Origin of the sequence: Pseudoalteromonas sp. JC3 (assembly GCF_030291895.1) — a bacterium.
Taxonomy (GTDB): Bacteria; Pseudomonadota; Gammaproteobacteria; order Enterobacterales; family Alteromonadaceae; genus Pseudoalteromonas.
In genome coordinates this window covers 305,141-323,676 of sequence record NZ_CP127855.1, presented here as the reverse complement: position 1 = coordinate 323,676, position 18,536 = coordinate 305,141, and the positions used below count along the sequence as shown (strand labels likewise).

Annotated in this window: 18 protein-coding genes; 8 read left to right on the top strand and 10 right to left on the bottom strand. The window is 43.2% G+C overall.

Translation table 11 applies throughout. The annotated features are described in order from the left end of the window. Positions 1–295: 295 nt before the first annotated feature. Positions 296–1,906: an endonuclease gene (locus tag QSH61_RS01355; RefSeq protein ID WP_206471682.1), complete on the top strand. Its 1,611-nt coding sequence runs from the start codon at positions 296–298 to the stop codon at positions 1,904–1,906. Positions 1,907–1,963: 57 nt separating this feature from the next. Here QSH61_RS01355 and QSH61_RS01350 read toward each other — a convergent pair whose 3' ends face one another. Together QSH61_RS01350 and QSH61_RS01345 are read right to left on the bottom strand one after the other, a co-directional pair. Beyond that, positions 1,964–3,133: a DUF3103 family protein gene (locus tag QSH61_RS01350; protein WP_095729038.1), complete on the bottom strand. Its 1,170-nt coding sequence runs from the start codon at positions 3,131–3,133 to the stop codon at positions 1,964–1,966. Positions 3,134–3,251: 118 nt separating this feature from the next. Beyond that, positions 3,252–3,632, bottom strand: coding sequence for a hypothetical protein (locus QSH61_RS01345; RefSeq protein WP_206471681.1), 381 nt, complete (start codon positions 3,630–3,632; stop codon positions 3,252–3,254). A gap of 155 nt (positions 3,633–3,787) precedes the next feature. Here QSH61_RS01345 and QSH61_RS01340 point away from each other — a divergent pair, with 155 nt between their 5' ends. From QSH61_RS01340 to QSH61_RS01325, 4 genes are all read left to right on the top strand, one after another. Continuing rightward, positions 3,788–4,498: a hypothetical protein gene (locus QSH61_RS01340; RefSeq protein ID WP_206471680.1), complete on the top strand. Its 711-nt coding sequence runs from the start codon at positions 3,788–3,790 to the stop codon at positions 4,496–4,498. Positions 4,499–4,583: 85 nt separating this feature from the next. After that, positions 4,584–5,204, top strand: a complete 621-nt coding sequence (locus QSH61_RS01335; protein WP_206471679.1) for an endonuclease — start codon at positions 4,584–4,586, stop codon at positions 5,202–5,204. A 63-nt stretch (positions 5,205–5,267) separates the two neighbouring features. Continuing rightward, entirely contained in the window at positions 5,268–6,860 is a 1,593-nt protein-coding gene (locus QSH61_RS01330) for a S41 family peptidase (protein ID WP_010607790.1), read from the top strand. Further along, positions 6,860–7,246, top strand: coding sequence for a hypothetical protein (locus tag QSH61_RS01325; RefSeq protein WP_010607789.1), 387 nt, complete (start codon positions 6,860–6,862; stop codon positions 7,244–7,246). The genes QSH61_RS01330 and QSH61_RS01325 overlap by 1 nt, the downstream gene beginning before the upstream one ends. A gap of 23 nt (positions 7,247–7,269) precedes the next feature. On the opposite strand, the gene QSH61_RS01320 is transcribed toward QSH61_RS01325, so the two are convergent. Next, positions 7,270–8,157: a LysR family transcriptional regulator gene (locus QSH61_RS01320; RefSeq protein WP_206471678.1), complete on the bottom strand. Its 888-nt coding sequence runs from the start codon at positions 8,155–8,157 to the stop codon at positions 7,270–7,272. 107 nt (positions 8,158–8,264) lie between these two features. Here QSH61_RS01320 and QSH61_RS01315 point away from each other — a divergent pair, with 107 nt between their 5' ends. Together QSH61_RS01315 and QSH61_RS01310 are read left to right on the top strand one after the other, a co-directional pair. Continuing rightward, a complete protein-coding gene (locus tag QSH61_RS01315) occupies positions 8,265–8,831 on the top strand; it encodes an NADPH-dependent FMN reductase (RefSeq protein WP_010607787.1) in 567 nt (188 codons plus the stop codon). A 121-nt stretch (positions 8,832–8,952) separates the two neighbouring features. Continuing rightward, positions 8,953–9,639 carry a 4'-phosphopantetheinyl transferase family protein gene (locus tag QSH61_RS01310; protein WP_174170893.1) on the top strand — a complete coding sequence of 229 codons (687 nt, stop codon included), beginning with the start codon at positions 8,953–8,955 and terminating at the stop codon, positions 9,637–9,639. A gap of 159 nt (positions 9,640–9,798) precedes the next feature. Here the strand turns inward: QSH61_RS01310 and QSH61_RS01305 are convergent, their stop codons facing one another. The 4 genes from QSH61_RS01305 to QSH61_RS01290 all read right to left on the bottom strand — a co-directional run bounded on the left by QSH61_RS01305 (position 9,799) and on the right by QSH61_RS01290 (position 12,848). Beyond that, positions 9,799–10,314: a DUF2489 domain-containing protein gene (locus tag QSH61_RS01305; protein WP_010376294.1), complete on the bottom strand. Its 516-nt coding sequence runs from the start codon at positions 10,312–10,314 to the stop codon at positions 9,799–9,801. Further along, the gene (yihI, locus tag QSH61_RS01300; protein ID WP_010607784.1) at positions 10,314–10,901 is read right to left on the bottom strand and encodes a Der GTPase-activating protein YihI; all 588 of its coding nucleotides are present in this window, start codon (positions 10,899–10,901) and stop codon (positions 10,314–10,316) included. Before yihI ends, QSH61_RS01305 begins: the two co-directional genes overlap by 1 nt. 24 nt (positions 10,902–10,925) lie before the next feature. After that, positions 10,926–11,579 (bottom strand): class I SAM-dependent methyltransferase, encoded by a 654-nt coding sequence (locus tag QSH61_RS01295; RefSeq protein ID WP_010607783.1) that lies wholly within the window; start codon positions 11,577–11,579, stop codon positions 10,926–10,928. A 636-nt stretch (positions 11,580–12,215) separates the two neighbouring features. Continuing rightward, on the bottom strand, positions 12,216–12,848 hold the full coding sequence (locus QSH61_RS01290; RefSeq protein WP_010607782.1) for a c-type cytochrome: 633 nt from the start codon (positions 12,846–12,848) through the stop codon (positions 12,216–12,218). A 453-nt stretch (positions 12,849–13,301) separates the two neighbouring features. Between QSH61_RS01290 and yihA the strand changes: the two genes are divergently transcribed. Beyond that, complete coding sequence (yihA, locus tag QSH61_RS01285; RefSeq protein ID WP_010607781.1) at positions 13,302–13,940, top strand: ribosome biogenesis GTP-binding protein YihA/YsxC; 639 nt, start codon at positions 13,302–13,304, stop codon at positions 13,938–13,940. 17 nt (positions 13,941–13,957) lie between these two features. Here yihA and QSH61_RS01280 read toward each other — a convergent pair whose 3' ends face one another. The 3 genes from QSH61_RS01280 to polA form a co-directional block, all read right to left on the bottom strand. Next, positions 13,958–14,488 carry a DUF1285 domain-containing protein gene (locus QSH61_RS01280; protein WP_206471677.1) on the bottom strand — a complete coding sequence of 177 codons (531 nt, stop codon included), beginning with the start codon at positions 14,486–14,488 and terminating at the stop codon, positions 13,958–13,960. Beyond that, positions 14,475–15,044 carry a YceI family protein gene (locus tag QSH61_RS01275; RefSeq protein WP_102055922.1) on the bottom strand — a complete coding sequence of 190 codons (570 nt, stop codon included), beginning with the start codon at positions 15,042–15,044 and terminating at the stop codon, positions 14,475–14,477. Before QSH61_RS01275 ends, QSH61_RS01280 begins: the two co-directional genes overlap by 14 nt. Before the next feature lie 615 nt (positions 15,045–15,659). Beyond that, a complete protein-coding gene (gene polA, locus QSH61_RS01270) occupies positions 15,660–18,416 on the bottom strand; it encodes a DNA polymerase I (protein WP_206471676.1) in 2,757 nt (918 codons plus the stop codon). Between the last annotated feature and the right edge of the window lie 120 nt (positions 18,417–18,536).

Here is an 18,536-nt window from a genome sequence, read left to right as displayed (position 1 = left end):
GATCCCCGTACCCAAAAGGTTTGCTTGCTCATTGCATAACTGGCTCGCACGCAGCGTAGCCTACTTTTATTAGCGTGAAGCATACGTGGCAAATTGAGAGATCAAAAAGAATAGAATCTGCTTTTATATTCCTTTTAGTTATTGAAGATTGAAAAGTCCAAAGAAAACAGATTAAAAGAAGTTCGATATTTAACCGTTAAAAAGTTTAACATTGCCGTAACAGTTTTGATGCAAAATCAAACTGTCATACACAGACAAATCAATAATACAGATAATCATAATAATGAGACTAAAAATGAAACACGGGAAATATATAAACCTAATACTCAGTTCTTATTGCTCAATACTCAGCTTAAGCGCTGCTGCAGAAGTTACAAATGGCAGTTTCGAGAGCTGGAGCGGTCAAGTCCCTAGTGGATGGACGACGATAGACTCGGGCATCACACTTAGCTCGGTTACGACACCAATAAAAGACGGTAATCTTGCCGCAGCGGTGCAGGTAACCACAGCAACGCAAAGTAGCACAGACTTACAACAGCAAGTAAACGTTGAAGCAGGTAAAAGCTATCAATTTAGCACTTGGGTCTATCACACGGAAGGTGGTGTCAAAGCACGATTAGTGGTGGACGGCTATCATGGCTATTCAGATCAGTTCAATGTCGGGCAGTGGCAACAACTTAGCTATACCTATACCGCAACCGCAACCACTGCGATTAATGTTGGCTTACGTTTTTACGATGGCAGTGGTTTTGACGGTAATGAAACTGTCTACGTTGACGGCTTTGGTCCAACTTCTACCACACCAGAGCCGCCTCAGAGCTGTCAAAATAATAGTGTCACTCTCGCTTTGATGACCGATAATTATGGTAGCGAAACAAGCTGGCAAATCACTAATACAGCAAACACAACCGTTGCTAGTGGTAGTGGCTATAGCAATAATCAATCAGTAAATGAAAACTTATGCCTTAACGGCGGTAGTTATACCTTTACGATTTTAGACAGCTATGGCGACGGAATTTGTTGCACCAATGGTAATGGCCAGTATACCTTAACGCACGCGGGTACAACGCTCGCTTCCGGCGGCCAGTTCAGCAATCGTCAAGATCATACCTTTACGCTTGGCACAACCACGCCTCCTCCTTCAGGCGATGGTTACTATGCCTCTACTACTGGACTGAGCGGTTATGCACTGAAAACAGAGTTACACCAGATTATTCGTAACCACCAATCACAAGGTTATTCTGCTATTTGGGGCTTTATCGATCAGAACGAGCGCGATCGCCATTTTGAAAAAGATAACAGCATCTTAGATCGCTACTCTGAGAAGCCAACGGCAAATGATAGTGTTAGCTATGTTTCTACAGGATCCCAGTGCGGCAGTTACAGAAGCGAAGGCGATTGCTATAACCGAGAACACTCCTTCCCCAAATCTTGGTTTGGCGGTCAAGTAGAACCGATGAATTCGGATATCCATCATATTTTTGCTTCTGATGGCTATGTAAATTCAAAGCGCAGTAACTATCCATTTGGTGAAGTAGGAAGCGCTTCTTATACCTCTAGTAACGGGAGTCGTCTAGGTTCAGCATCTGGTATTAATTACAGTGGCACTGTATTTGAGCCAATTGACAATTTCAAAGGCGATTTTGCTCGTGTCTACTTTTATATGGCAACACGTTATCAAGATGTGATTGCAAACTGGCAAAATAATACCAGCTACAGCAATGCAGTACTCAATGGCACACAACACCAGGTATTCGAAACTTGGGTCGTCAACATGCTAAAAAGATGGCATAACGAAGATCCTGTCGATGCCCTAGAGCAAGCGCGCAACCAAGCGGCTTATGAATTTCAGGGTAACCGAAATCCATTTGTAGACCATCCAGAGTTTGTCGAAGCAATTTGGTAACTATAAATAAAAAAGGCCAGTAACTGGCCTTTTTTCAATAACATATTTGGCTAATATTTAGCGAGGGTTAATTGTAAGTGGCTCAATCGTCACTTTCGCATTACCACTTGCGCCCATATGCCCGTTGTAAGTTTGTCCTTCAAACAAGGTGTAAAACACATCAACATAGTCATCATCGTTAGTAAACCAATGGCTTGGCATCGCTTTGATCAATTGATTCGTCAGTTGCGGGATAATCGCATAGCCTTGAACATTAGGATCAGGAATAGCGCGCATCACTTGCGTCACAATATCCAAAAGTGTTGTTGCTAAGTCTTGATAGTTAGTATTGTCGTCTTGCTCCATCAGCAATAAATCTGCCGCTTGCCAACGATATCGCTCCCAATGAATGATAATTTGGTTAGGCGTATAGTCCGTACCATCGTGGTCCAAATATGGCATATCCACAATATCTAGAACAGGCTCATCTCGGGATGGGTTGACGCCTGTTACAATGCCGTAAACTTCCGCAGCCCCAGATACCCAAGGCTCTTCATCGTCATTTAGTCTGATTTTCTTCAATACACTGGTTGAAATCGGCTCAGCATCATCGTTGCTCTGCACAGCTGTTGGTGGCATTGCCAAGCCTTGCTTGGCAAACACTTGCTTCATTACCTGAATGCCTTCTTGTTTTACCTTATCACTATCAAGTTCAACGATTAGCACAGGTCGCTCTGGCATTGTATGTGCGTCAAGTAAATGCAATTGACCGTGCTCATCAAAAGCCTCTACATATTGCCAGTGCTTATCATCACCTTTAGGCGCAAAAGCAATTAATGGCGCTTCACCTTGTTGCCACTTTGTTAGCATTTCGCTAGAAGCAATACGCAGCTGGTATAGATTAGAGCTATAGTCAGTCAGGCCTTTTAATGAGCGAGTGTACTGGCTCGCTTCTGTCATGAGCTGCTTAGTTGACCCCTGAACTTGTAGCTGCTCCAGTGAAACTGCATCCTGATACTGGCTAAGTTGAGTTTGAACTTGGGGACCTAAGTGATTAAGTGATAGCGCTAATTTTTTCGCAATTTGCTTTTTTATATCAGCAACTTGAACTGGTGCAGCGTTAAATTTATCAAGCTGCTTAAGTGAACTGTAGGTATTAAGATTAACCTTGTCTGCCGCAGAACTTGCGAAAGACATTCCGCCGAGCATGGCTATCATTAGTGTAGAGAGGGTTACATGTTGTTTCATCTTGCGTTCCTAGAAATAATCCGTGTTATGGAATAAACAAGATAAAACAACAAAAGTAAATTATCAACACGTTAACATAGTTAACATATAAAACAATTTAATCTAGCTTTTAGAGTTTTTATTCTTCTACTGGGTAGATAGTAATTTCTATACCGGCACCTATTGCAGAGATCCTAAGCAACGTATCTGCCTGTAGTGCTTGCGAAAAGCACTTTGGCGACTTGCCTGAGTTAAAGCCAATGTCAAAAGTTCGCTTGGTACAACCTAGCCATTGCTTAAGTGCCGCTTTAGAGCAAGACTCAATTAACTCACACAGATGGTTAATCGCTTTATCAGGGGTTAATTCATTGGTATTTGCTTCGATGCGAGCCAATTGACGATAGTCATCTTGATCGTAATGCAGCACGATAGCATTTTTCTTTAAATCCGAAACTAGCGCACTGATATCCTGCTTTGACTCCAGTTCCAAATCGACATTTAAAAATTGAATTTCAGACATGTATTAAAAGCTACCTTGTAAAGCTAAATCTAGTAATGACTTATTTATCAGTGTGATAAGGACATTACTTATTGGACAATGCGACAATTTGTCACATTCTAAGCACCGTGCATTATAGTTATCATACTCACGAGCAACTAGAATAACATATTGTGATGATTAAAAAACTGCTAAAACCCGCACGTAAACTCCACAAGTACCTTGGCTATTTATTGTTTTTACAGATCTTTGCTTGGCTATTAGGCGGGCTGGTCATGAGCGCGATCCCATTGGCAAAGATCCATGGTAAACACTTAGCGCATAGAAGCTTAGACAACCCCTTTCCCACCGCCGCGTACCAAGCTGATCTCAATCAGTTAGTACAAAGCACGGTGCAAGTGCGCCAAATCCAGTTCGGCCATTTTCTCGATACTCCCATCATCAAGCTAAACCAAGATGAAAAGCTCATTTTCAACGGAATAACAGGCGCACCTTTTACCACTCCAAATCAACAGCAAATAATACAACAGGCCAAGCAACACCTATTAATTGCAGCGGATGTGAGCCATATTGAACGACTTGCCACAGCCCCCAGAGAAGCAGGTTACAAGGAAGATGTTTGGCGAGTCGAATATAACGATATCCTCTCCACCACGCTGTATCTAAGTGCAACTAGCGGTGAAGTTGTGACGGTGCGTAGCACGTTGTGGCGCATCTTTGATTTTTTTTGGATGTTACACATTATGGATTACGACGAACGTGAGGATTTTAATAACCCCTTGCTCATTTCTTTCGCCGCTACGAGTGTGCTCTTTTGTCTAACAGGGATATTGTTATTATTGCAATCTCCACCTTGGCGAAAACGTCGCCCTGCACTGATTAAATAAAGGGGTTTACCGTATACGCTTGTTGGTATTGATGATTTTTTTGATATAGTGATATTCCCTGTATTCCACCATTTGGTGAGAGGTTATGCCACGATATTGCTATATCTTAGCGCTTAGCTTATTTGTATTAACAGCTAACGCTCAAGAATTCACGTCTTTCTCAAAAGCAAAGAAACATTTATCACAACAAGTTACCGACAATACCCGCACGCTTTATTGTAATTGTAATATCAAAAAGCAAGGCAAAAAGCTGGTGCCTGATCCCGCAAGTTGTGGTTATACCCCGAGGTTACCTTACACTCGCAATGGCAAAGAAAATGCCCGTGCTCAGCGCATTGAGTGGGAGCATATCGTGCCCGCGTGGGAATTTGGACATCAGTTGCAGTGCTGGCAAGATGGCGGCAGAAAGCACTGCCGTAAAGTCAGTGAGCAATTCAGGAAGATGGAAGCAGATATTCACAACCTTGCTCCAGCGATTGGTGAGATCAATGGGGATCGGTCTAATTTTCGTTTTGGCATGTTACCAAGTGCTGAAGCAAACTATGGCGCGTGTCCAGTAAAGATAGACTTTAAGTTACGCCGAATTGAACCACCAGAGTACGCTAGAAAACGCATTGCTGATGCGTACTTTTACATGGAAAAAACCTACGGGTTAAAAATCTCTCCACAACAACGGAAATTATTCACGGCTTGGCAGAAACAGTGATTGCGAGATAACCCAAGCGGTGCTAGTTTTTAGTCATACAACTAAAACAGGAACGTGAATACGATGCAACGTATTACTCTAGTTTTCGCATCAACAGCAATGAGCTTGTTATTAGCCGCTTGTGGTGGCGGTGGCAGCGATTCGTTAGGCACCGATAACCCAGGTAGTAACACGGGACAAACCGAGCCGCCCACTTGGACGTTTAATCAATTTCCTGCGTCAAGTCAGTTAATTAACTATTGCGCCTCCCCAAGAACGGGTACAGACAAATATAACAACGACCAACCTTATCCCGATAAGGTTGGTACGGCGATGCATGAAAAAATGTGGCTCCGCTCTTTTACCAACGAAACCTACCTTTGGTACGACGAAGTACTAGATAACGATCCAACACAATTCGATACTGTTATTGATTACTTCGAGCAATTAAAGACAAACCAAACGACGGCGTCGGGCAATGCCAAAGATCAATTTCATTTCTACGAATCTTATGAAAGCTTCCAAAAAGAAGCGCAATCGGGTGTTGCAACCGGTTATGGCATTCGTTGGGCGGCCATATCCACATCACCACCACGTAACTTTACTGTCGCCGCAGTAGAGCCTAATTCACCAGCCGCGAATGCAGGGATCGTACGTGGAGATAAGATCCTCTCGATAGATGGCGTCGACTTTATTTCAAGTGATAATACCGCTGCGCTGAATGCAGGCCTGTCACCAGAGCAAAGCGAGCCTCATAACTTTGTATTTGAAGATAAATCAGGCAACGAAAAATCCGTCACCCTGACTTCAGTCGATATTGAAACCTCACCGGTGCAAAACGCTAAAGTCATTAGCTATGGCGGCAAGCAGGTTGGGTATGTGCAGTTCAATCAATTTATTCCAACAGCCCAAGAAGGATTAATTGAAGCCTTTAATCTATTTAAAACACGGCAAATAGACGACCTGGTACTCGACATGCGTTACAACGGTGGTGGTCGCGTCATTATGGCAGCGCAACTAGGCTATATGGTTGCGGGCAACAGCAGCCTAAACAAAACCTTCACTTATAGCACCTTAAATGACAAGCGTACTGCTGAAGAAGAGCGCACCGCTTTTGAGTCTAGAGCAATTAACTGGGCTGAAAACAAGTTTACAACCACCTCTTTACCCACCGTAACTTTACCTAGAGTTTATATCCTCTCGACACGAGGCACGGCCTCTGCCAGTGAAAATGTAATTAATGGCCTGCGCGGCATTGATGTTGAAGTCTTTTTGATCGGTGGTACCACTCGAGGTAAGCCCTATGGCTTTGTGCCCGCGCAAAACTGCGGCACGGTTTACTATACCATTCAGTTTGGTTCGGAAAATGCGAAGGGCTTTGATGCTTATGCCGATGGCTTTACCCCTTCAGGAGCGTCAAGCAGTGGTGAAATTGGCCTAAGCGCACAAGTGCCAGGCTGTATTGTCGCAGATGACTTCTCTGCACCGCTAGGCAGTCAAGAGGAAGATCTTTTCGCCGCAGCACTGACACATATAGATACCGGTCGTTGCCCAAATGTAGCGCAATTTGCGCCTACTGCTCTGCCACAGTATCAAAATAAGGAGCATGCGGTTACGCTTCCAGTCTATCCACTGCGGGAAAATGCAATTTTAATGAAGCCTAAGGATCCGCAATAATGGCGCCGCTAAAAGCGGTGAAAATCATCGCTTTGGCTTTATTGATGCAAGCATGCAATAGCGCGCCTGCATCAACTTCGGTTAATGAGGCTGTACTCTCGGCCTCTACGCCCGAGGTGTTATCACAACTCAAGCAAGCTATAGTAAAACTCAAAGGCGGCGTACCACCGACGCTCGCAAGCACCGTTTTTCAACGTAGTCCAACACTACTGCTTGAGCATGGCCAAAGCCTAGATGGCAATGGCAGTCCAATTTTAGGTGCCCATAATCTCGCTTATGAGAGTTTCATCTTGCAGCTTCGTGACACCCAGTGTGTACTCTACTATCCGAAAAAGGATACTTATGTCGTGCTCAGTAAAGTTAGCTGCAAAAAGCTGGAAAAATAGCGCCTGATCTCAATCTATTAGCCTCAACTCAAATTAGCAAAATAGCGCTTTAACACGTCACACAATGCCTGTACTTTTGCAGTTCGGTGAACCAGTACATGGGTAACTAGCCAAACTTGGCTTAACCATTTTAACTCATCATGCAACACCGGCTGTAAATCTGGATAACGTTTTGCCACATCATGCTGTAGCCCACCAATACCTAAACCGTTAACAATGGCACGCGACGCGTCTGACGTTTCAGATACCCTAAGTGTCACTTGTGTCTCAGGGATATGTTCATCTACCCAAGCGAAATATGGCACTCTTGCATTAAACCCGGCCACACCAGAGACAAAGTAATGCGTCTGTAACGCTTCAAGTGTTTTGGGGATCCCCATACGCTTGATATAGCTTGAAGACGCATACAAGCCTGCTCCTAAAGTATTTAGATGCTGCACTATGTAGTCGGGCTCATCGGGCTTTGGTCCTGCCCTCACCGCAACATGCGCCTGTCCATGATCTAAGCGTAAACGCTTTTGGTCGAGAATGACTTCAAGTTGTACCTGTGGGTGTAATTGCTGAAAAGTCAAACAAGGCTCCGACAGCATATCCATAAAACCACTGACCGTTGTCACCAAAAGCTTACCTCTAAGCTGGCTGTCCGAAGCAACAATAGAAGTACTCAACTCCATCAAGCGCTCGTCTATTTGACTCGCCGTCGCAAGTAACTTTTCTCCTGCCTGTGTTACCTGATAACCTCGGGCATGACGGTGAAATAACCGCGTTCCCAGTGCTTCTTCTAAGCTATTTATTCGCCTCAGTACCGTACTGTGGTGGATCTCTAAATGCTCTGCCGCCGCTGATAAGGTACCAAGCTTGGCAACCGTATAAGCGACCTTAAGATCCTGCCAATCTGTGAATTTATCCATAACCACCTCTGTGCATATATGCACATAAGCTTTGCGTTTATTTCGGTTTTGTGCAAGTAAAATTTTGCTACTATCACTTTAACGAAACAAAATAAGGTATAAGCAAGATGACTACAGCAAAAATTATCGCACTCGCAGGCAGTTTAAGAAAAGACAGCTACAACCAATTACTCATCCAAGCCGCGGCAAACTTTGCACTAGAAAGTGGCGCAGAAGTAGAAGTGATCAAGTTACAAGATTTAGATATTCCAATGTTCGATGAAGATCTTGAAGCGCAAGGCACACCAAAAGGTGCTCAACTTTTAAAAGACAAGCTGCGCGATGCCGATGGTATTCTATTGGCAAGCCCAGAATACAATGGTTCTTTCACTGCGGTGCTCAAGAACGCAATAGACTGGGCCTCTAGAACAGAACAAGGTGCAGTGCCAGCATTTAGAAACAAAGTAGTGGCACTCTATGCGGCCTCACCAGGCGGCTTAGGTGGATTACGCGGTCTAAACCATGTCCGCGATGTGTTATCTGGCATTGGCAGTTTAGTACTCGCAGACCAATTGGCTGTACCTAGCGCATTTAATGTATTTGATGACCAAGGTAAAATTAAAGACCCAGAGCTTGCTGAAAAAGTATCAAGCCTCGCCCTGCAACTGGTGTCAGTTGCAAGTAAGCTAAAATAACTTTCAATCTCTCGTTCATATCTTGCTATGGACGCTTAGCTCATGCACACTAAGCGTCCAAAGCGAATTAGAGGCGCAATATCAGCCTTGTAATAATGGATACGAATAACGGGAGTCAGCTTTGCAAAGCACTCAGAGTCACCTATTTACCCCCTATCTCTCACACCATTTTCATTGCATTCAGTTTGATCCTGACAGCTTTGACGCGCATTCCTTTGAACAGCAAAATATACTCCTGCCCGCTTCACTTGATAAAGCGGTAGCGAAAAGGCGAGCCGAGTTTTTAGCGGGACGAATATGTGCCAAAACTTGCCTAGCGCATTTTGGACAAGGTGACTTTACACTGCTTAACGGCTCTGATCGGGCGCCTATCTGGCCTGCTAATATTGTTGCCAGTATCACGCATACTCGAGGGATCGCGGCTGCGATTGCTACAGATGATATCGCCGTGAAAGGCTTAGGCATTGATATCGAAAGAGATATGAAACCGAAGCAAGAAGTCGAACTACAACGACAAATTCTACATCCTGAAGAAGCTGAAATTTTTACACTGTTCGGCGAGCAAGTGCACTGCCCGTTGACTGTTATTTTCTCGGCCAAAGAGAGCATATTTAAGGCACTTTATAGCACGGTGCAAAAGTTCTTTGGTTTTGATGCTGTCAAGCTGACTCAGTTTGATGACAAGAAACTTATTTTCACTTTGATGGAAACACTACACAAGGATTTAAGCAAAGGACAACAAGTGGAAGTATATTACCAATGCAAAGACGCCTTAGTGCTAACCGAGTGTGAATACATCGCACAGTAAAGTCATATCTATTTGACTTAATACTTACTCAACTTGTTGAAAGAGTAAACCTAACCCTAGCTGCGTTAAAAATTTCTCATTTAGAACTAAAAACGCCCACTTGGGGCGTTTAATCTGAAGTTTGGATAAAGATTCACTTAGCCGTTTTCCAAAGCCAACTTACTGAAACACAACATTTTCACTGCCAGCAGCCGCTTTAAAGCGCGCTATCAGCTTTTCACAGTCCTGTAAGATCTCCGCTTCTAGGCGCTCTTCAGCACGCCAACGCTGGCTATCCATTTTGAAAATCTCTTTTTTAGAATACTTCTTACGGGCGTCATGAGTTGGCATTTCTTTGACTTCATCATACATCTGATAAACACCAGGATAACTTTGTTGTAAGTCAACTTCCTCGTCAAAGCTATATTGCGAGATGAGTACCCAAACTCGTAAGCACCCTTCAGAATATTCACATTGTTTTTCCTTCATCGCACGCGCGATCAAGTTAACGCTATCCGCAATTTTTCCATTGCGCTGCTGCCGTGACTTTTCAAGCTCAGCAGCCTTTTGCTCGCGATGTTTGGCAATCTGCTCTTTTTGCACCTTCAGTTGCCATAGTAATTTACCCGCGTAAAACGCCAGTCCAGCAATAATCAGGGCACCAATAATGATTGCGATGATCCATGCAGTATTCATTACTTATCATCTTCCTCAAAGTCGTCATCTAACCATTCATTTGCTAGATCATTACTCATAAACTGATCCATTGGATCATCTTCTAGCATATCGCCTTCTTCAAACTCATCATCAATTCCTAAGATCTCACATAGCTCCTGATGACGTGCAATGCCGCGATTGAAGTATTTCGCATCTTTACCTGTTAGCAGTTCACCGCGCTCATGGCGTTCAAGTAGCGCCATCAAGCGTTCATCATTTTCTAACTGCTCAAGTTCTTGCTCTGGAGTTAACGTCTCTACCGCTGTAGTTAACTTAACTTGCGGCTGTAGATGGCGCTTCATCTCTGGTTGTGTATTCGACTTAGTCGGTTGTGGCTCTGCAACCAAAGAAATGGGCTTTTTGCTACCAACACGCGGATCTTTATTGGTCGTCGTGTTTGATTGCTCTTTCACTAGGATCTCTGGTGCATTTCTAGAACCCGGCTTTTTACCTTTGGTTTTTTTGCTACGCTGCTCTTTGAGTGCACGTAACGCTTGTAGCTTTTCTTTACTCAGCCTTGGTGTTCCATTGGCTGCAACTTTACGTGTCTTTTTCTTTCTGGTCATAATTGGTTATCCAAAATTCTCGCGTTAACTACGCTTGGTGAGAATGATGACATCATTCCCAATAAATTCTAATTCACAATCCTGCTGCGCGGCAAAATACGCAAAGCTTTCTTGGCTAAAAAATGAAATATGTGTCAGGTCATTTTTATAGTGCCAATTCGCAAAGCGTGCTTTATCAATGACGAGCTTGGTCATCAAGGCTAGCGGCTTTCCCACTTTTAAGCATGCTAACAATTGCGTTAATACTTTTGCCGGTTCTGCTAAATGTTCCACCACTTCTGTACTGACGATAAAGTCGTACTGACGAGTCAGTACACTGGCATCATTAGCATAGTACAGGTCAAACAAAGCAACTTGATGCCCAGCTTCTTCAAGCATTTTCGCAAGCAGCGGCCCTGGCCCACAGCCAAAATCTAAGCCTTGGCTTGGTATCACCAAACGTGCCAACAGTGGATCCGCCACTCGTGCTAGAAAGCGACGATAGCCTTCATCAGCCAGATCGTTTTCATGGCTATCATAAATGGCCTTTTCTTGAGCTGGTGTTAATCTCGACTTGGGATCAACCATCACCAACTGGCAGGTTTGACATTGCCAGTACAGTCGATACTTGTCTTGATGGTAGGCTTCAAGCTGATTACCTTGGCACAGGCCACAACTGAATAGAGTTGAATCTTGCAATGGTCAACAGTGATTGCTTAATAAGGCGGCTATTGTATCAGGTATAATAGAGGCAACCAAATAAAAAGGCGGCAGAGATCACTCTCTACCGCCTACTAATCTGAGCGTCACAACTGGACACTTCTCCCTTCGACTTTTAAGTCTTATTATTATTCTTTTTATTTTATTGTCGTCCGTATTGTTTTTATTTTAGACTTCCGTGACACTTTCCATATTGTTTTTATTATGAGACTTCCGTGATTTTCTTATTCTCGGCCTTCCTGACGCTTTCTTGATAGTCCTTCGTATCCAACTAGATACATAACTTTGCCACCTACGCTTCCGTATCGAATTGTCCCTTTTTTTGTATTGCTTGGCGACAACGAATAATCTACGCTCCTGAGCTTGAGTTACAACTGTTTAATAACAAATTTCTTACCTTAATTTTTTTAATTAAACAGAAAAAAGATGAATTACATAAACTTACACTGAACAACAGCTTAAAAATAAGCTAAAACTCACATGTTGCACGAGCAAATATCTCACATTAAAAGTGAGATATATCTCACAACTTCAACAACAAAAAAAGACAGCCTATGCTGCCCTTTTTTCAATAGTAGGAGTTTACACTGAGAGAGGTAAACTCACTATACGACTTTAGTGTAGACCACCTAAGTACTTAGATAATACTTCGATGTCTTTATCCGTAAGCTTCTTCGCGATATCACGCATCATACCATTCATGTCATTGTTGCGAGTGCCATCACGGAACTTCTCAAGCTGTGATTTGATGTACTCAGGGTGCTGGAATGACACTTTCGGGAACTTAGCTAAAGAAGTACCATTACCACGAGGACCGTGACACGCAGCACAAGCTGGAATACCACGCTCAGCATCACCCGCTTTGTATAGCTTTTGACCTAAAGCAACAACATCTTCAGGCGTTGAACCCGCAGACATAGGTAAAGAAGAGAAATATACAGCTAAATCTTTCATATCTTGATCTGACAGCGGCATAGCCATACCACTCATCACAGGATCCATACGCCCTTCTTTACCACCAGACGTCATACCTAGCTTAAACTCTTGTAGCTGCTTATAGATATAATCTGCATGCTGACCTGCGATTTTAGGATACATAGTCACAGGGGCATTGCCATCTGGACCGTGACATGCTGCACACGTTGCAGACTTTGCTTTACCTGCTTCCGCGTCACCATCGAATGCCGATGCGTTGCTTGCTGACAACGTACCAAGCAACATTGTTAAAGTTAATGCTATTTTTTTCATGGTAAATTCTCTGTTTCCGACCCTGTAATTTGTACCCTCGCGAACAAAGTCGCTCTCTTTATTGCTCGGGCAAATAATACCAATCAGTACTAATTAGGTTGTTATGTTAATCAGATGAATCATACATGCAAACTTAGCAAATATAACGCCAAACAGCACCGATCCATCTAAATACGCCTTGCTCAGTAGTGACTACTGATAGGTATACACTTTAGATTGACATTGCAATTTCTACATTCTACACGATATTACTTTCTCTGGCACGTTTTCTGCCCATATTAAGCTTATAATTTATAGGGACTTGACCTAGATTAATTAATATTGGGACGACGGTTTGGTCAATTAGCGACAAAAGCGGCGTTTAGAACAAATCTCACAATGCTTTTGGTTTCCGTCATACTGTTATAAAATACGCAATTCCATCCGCGAAAGTTTAATCAGTTAGGAGTCAGCGTGCTAAAATCTCGCGTTAAATACAATCAGGCACAATTTATCACAAGTGCCCCAGATATCAGTAAACTGCCACCAGACACTGGAATTGAAGTTGCTTTTGCGGGTCGTTCTAACGCTGGTAAGTCGAGCGCGCTCAATACGCTTACAGACCAAAAGCTGGCACGCACCAGTAAAACACCTGGCCGGACTCAGCTTATTAATACTTTTTCTCTAGGTGAAGATCAGCGTTTGATTGATTTACCTGGCTATGGCTTTGCGAAAGTCCCATTAGAGATGAAAAAGAAATGGCAAAAAGCATTAGGTGAATATTTACAACGCCGCAAATGTCTTAAAGGGATTGTGGTATTAATGGATATTCGTCACCCTCTTAAAGACCTCGATATGGATCTCATCAACTGGGCGACTGGCAGCAATATACCGGTATTAGCGTTGTTGACCAAAGCCGATAAGCTAAAACAAGGTAAGCGCAAAGCAGAAGTACTACAAGTACGTCGAGCGCTAGCTGAAATAGACGGTGATATCACCGTTCACGCGTTTTCTTCTTTGAAAGGTATCGGATTGAACGAATTGGCGTGGAAACTGGATGATTGGTACTTAGGTCCGTTTGTGAAAGAAGCTCAAGAAGAAGCGAGCGAATAATCAAACGTAGGGCGCGCTTAGCTAAGATAAAAGCGCGTCTTTGCCGACATCAGATAAAGACCTTTTTCATCTTCCTCGAGCAATTCAGCCCACTGATAATAGACATTTCGTGAAATTCTAGCGGTTAAACCATAATTGAGTGTGAGATATGGAATATCTCCTCCATTAACATGCTCAAGGGCTAGTGGAAACACATCACAAATGGGCCACTCACGGCCTAAATTATCTATCGCGATAATACAAGGTGATAACTCCAAAGCCGATGCTTCATCACAATAACGCCATTGCTCGATAATAAAAGGATGAGCAAGCACCTCAATCTCACAACTTTCTGCTGGTGTTTTTAACCAATACTGTTGACCATCAAAGGTTAAAACACTAGCAAACAAGGCAACAAGTGATTGCCGTTTAATTTCACGCCCTTGATGAAACCAACGACCATCCGCAGCAATTTTTATGTCAGAAAAACCGCACGACGGCGCCGACCAATTTTCGGTCGGCGCATGAGTCGTAACATACTGTTTGATTAACGCATCAATTTTGTTCATCAAAAACCAAGTTGAAGCTAACAGGCACGCTAGTCGCGATAGTCTTCAGACCCGCAATTTCTCGTAGCGCTTCAATTCCTTTATCTAACCCAAACTGCTTAGAATCGAGAATAAATGCATTTACCGGTGTAACCACCAAGCCATTAGCACTTTTCGTTATCAATAAGTCTAGGCTGATCTTTTGGATCTGACCATGCAGTGTCAATGTTGCTGTTACATCATTGATTTTTTGTGTACCAGCTTTAAGTTTAGCAAGCACTTCAGAAACATCAGCGTTAACTTTCGCCTTTGGGTGTTGCGCTACATTGAACAGCATCTTTTGCATACGTTCATTACGGATCGGGATCATCGTTTCAACGCTTGCCAAGTCAATATTAACCTCAAGCTCGCCTTTAGCAGATAATGTACTATCTATCGTTTTAAAATGATGTACTTCTGCAACGCTAGTCTGTTTCACAGACACAAAACTAACATCGCTTTGTTGTTGATTAAATTGCCAAGCTGCGAACGCCTGAGAAGAAATAAGTGCACTACCTAAAAGAAGGTACTTTAGCATGACGACTTCCTTATGAAATGAGAGTGAATTGCATTTGAGCGCTCAGTGTAAAACGCAGTGCAAATTAAATAAACCTTTAATCATAAACTCGTCGTTATGTTGGAATACTTTTACGCCCATCGTATTCACTTTATAGCGAGAAAATAGCCTTAGTAGCCAAGCAAAAACGTTGTGATTTAGCTACCCTAAACGATCAATTTTTAACGAAGTTAATAGGGGTTTCATATGCACATTGATTGGGGAGTTACATCAATTGCTATCATCTTTGATAAGAGAAGAAAAAGACGGCCCGTAAAAGTTACGAGCCGCTATAGCAATCTGGGGAGAAGCTATCAATACACTGTATCCTCTTTCGAGAGATACATCATCAACAGGATGTCCTACAGGATGAGGACGGCGCGAACTCTAACAAATAGACGTCCAGAAATAAACACCAAAAAGCAAAACTTGAGCCAATTTGATAAACTTTCAACGTTAATTTATTTTTTGTTACTAGGGATTAACAGAAGCTACAAAATTAAGACGCTGTGCTGCTAGTGTATACTTGCAAACAAAGATGAATGAAGTTGCACTAATCTAAACGCATAGTGCAACTCGGGTAGATTTTAATATCGACTAGTGTGCTTGTTCCCAGTTGTCACCACTGTCAGCTTCAACTAATAACGGTACATCAAGTACTGCCGCAGCGCTCATCAACTCACAGATTTTTTCACTGTATTCAGCAACTTTATCGCTGTGTACTTCAAACACCAATTCATCGTGCACTTGCATGAGCAACTGGATATCATTGCTATCACAGCTTTGTAGCCATTCATCCACTTTAATCATCGCTTTTTTGATGATGTCCGCCGCAGTGCCCTGCATCGGTGCATTGATGGCTGCACGTTCTGCTGCTTTTCTGCGAGCGCCATTACGCGCATTGATATCCGGTAGATACAAGCGGCGACCGAATAAGGTTTCTACATACCCTTTATCAGCAGCCTCTTCACGCGTGCGCTCCATATACTCTAATACACCAGGGAAGCGTTCAAAGTACATATCCATATAATGTTGCGCTTCATTTCTTGGAATATCTAACTGACGTGACAGACCAAACGCACTCATGCCATAGATCAGACCAAAGTTAACCGCTTTGGCTTTGCGGCGCATATCAGAAGTCACTTCCTCAAGCGGCACGGAAAACACTTCAGACGCTGTTGCACTGTGTACATCTTTACCTTCAGCAAAGGCACTCAACAACCCTTTGTCTTGTGACAAATGTGCCATGATCCTAAGCTCGATTTGGCTGTAATCCGCCGCAACGATTTGTTTATTATTGTCGGCAACAAATGCCTGACGAATACGACGTCCCGCTTCATTACGGATCGGAATATTTTGCAAGTTAGGATCACTTGAGCTTAAACGGCCCGTTGCGGTAACGGCTTGATGATAAGAAGTGTGCACGCGACCGGTATCCGCATTAACCAATTTTGGTAATTTGTCGGTATAGGTTGATTTCAGCTTAGCCAAACCACGGTGCTCAATAATAAGTTTTGGCAGTGGATAATCATGCGCCAACTCTTGTAGCACTTCTTCGGCCGTTGAAGGCGCGCCTTTTGGCGTTTTCTTAATCACTGGTAGCTCAAGTTTGTCGAACAATATCGCTTGTAGTTGCTTTGTTGAACTCAGGTTGAACTCCTCACCTGCAATTTCAAAAGCTTGTTGTTCAAGCTCACCTAAGCGCTTTTCAATCTCGATACTTTGCTTCGCTAGCATATCGCCATCGATGTGCACACCAGTACGTTCAATGCGAGAAAGTACGCTCAGCAGCGGTAATTCAATCTCTGTAAATACCTGCTTAAGGCGATTTTCTTTTTCTATTAACGGCCAGAGGTGTTGATGCAATCTCAGTGTAATATCAGCGTCTTCCGCTGCATAAGGTGCCGCCTTTTCTAGCTCGATTTGGTTAAAGGTCAGTTGATTCTTACCTTTGCCAGCGATATCTTCAAAGCTAATGGTTTTATGGCCTAAATATTTTAGCGCCAAGGAGTCCATATCGTGGCGAGTTCCTACGCTGTTAAATACGTATGACTCCAACATGGTATCAAAAGCGATCCCCTGCAGTTCAAGCCCTGCACGAGCAAGCACACTTTGATCATATTTTAAATTTTGACCCACTTTTTTGATCTGAGGATCTGCAAGTAGTGGTGCCATGATCTCGAACACTATGTCTTGAGAAAGCTGCTCGGGCGCTCCCACATAATCGTGATTGATTGGTAAGTAAGCCGCTTCGCCCGGTGCAACCGCAAAGCTCATTCCAACTAGATCCGCCTGCATATAGTTAACGCTGGTGGTTTCAGTATCAAAAGCGATGAGCTGGGCTGTTTTTAACTTAGTTACCCAGTCATCAAGCTGTGCTTTTGTCAGAATAGTCTCGTATCGGGTGTCGACCTGCGCAGCTGCAGGCGCCGACCCTTCAGCCTCCACATCAACGATATCAGCTTGTGACTGACCATCCAGCAATTCAGCTAACCAACGCTTAAACTCACACTGACCATATAGCTCGATTAAGCGATCTTTATCCATCTCAGCTATCTTAAATTGCTCTAAGTCTTGCTCTACTTCACAATCCAGCTTAATTGTGGCTAATTCATACGACAATTTTAGCTGCTCTTGGTGTTCCTCTAGTTTTTTCGCCATGGTTTTTGAGCCACGAAAACCTAAATCAGCAATTTTGTCTAAGTTTTCGTAGAGCGAATCGATAGAACCTAACCCCTGAAGCATCGCCAATGCAGTTTTTTCACCAACGCCTGGTACGCCCGGAATATTATCGACTTTATCTCCCATTAACGCGAGATAGTCGATGATCAAGTCAGGACCAATACCAAACTTATCCACTACCCCTTCAGGGTCTAAGATCGTATTTGTCATTGTGTTGATCAACGTGACATGTTCATTGACCAATTGCGCCATATCCTTATCACCAGTGCTGATTAGCACATGGCGACTTTGCTCTGACGCTATTTTAGAGAATGTACCGATCACGTCATCGGCCTCGACACCACTAATACTTACCAGTGGCAGACCCATTGCTTTAATTATTTCGTGGATCGGCTCAATTTGCGTTCTCAGATCATCCGGCATAGGCGGGCGATGCGCTTTATACTCGCTATACATTTCGTTGCGAAAAGTTGGCCCTTTAGCATCAAAGACTACTACCATATGACTTGGTTGATATTGCTTAAGCAAACTCTTAAGCATATTGATCACACCGTAGATCGCACCAGTTGCTTCACCTTTTGAATTTGTTAAATGTGGTGGCGCATGATAAGCACGAAATAAATAGGAAGAACCATCAACCAAGATCAACGGATTTTGAGGGATCTGAGACATAAATATTGGATCCTAAATTAGTCTTTTGTGGAGTAGAATGTAAGGATGCCACAAGGCACAAGATAAAACGAGTTTCGCGTTGTCTCATCATTTAGATAAATCGTGCTGCACCTGTGGATA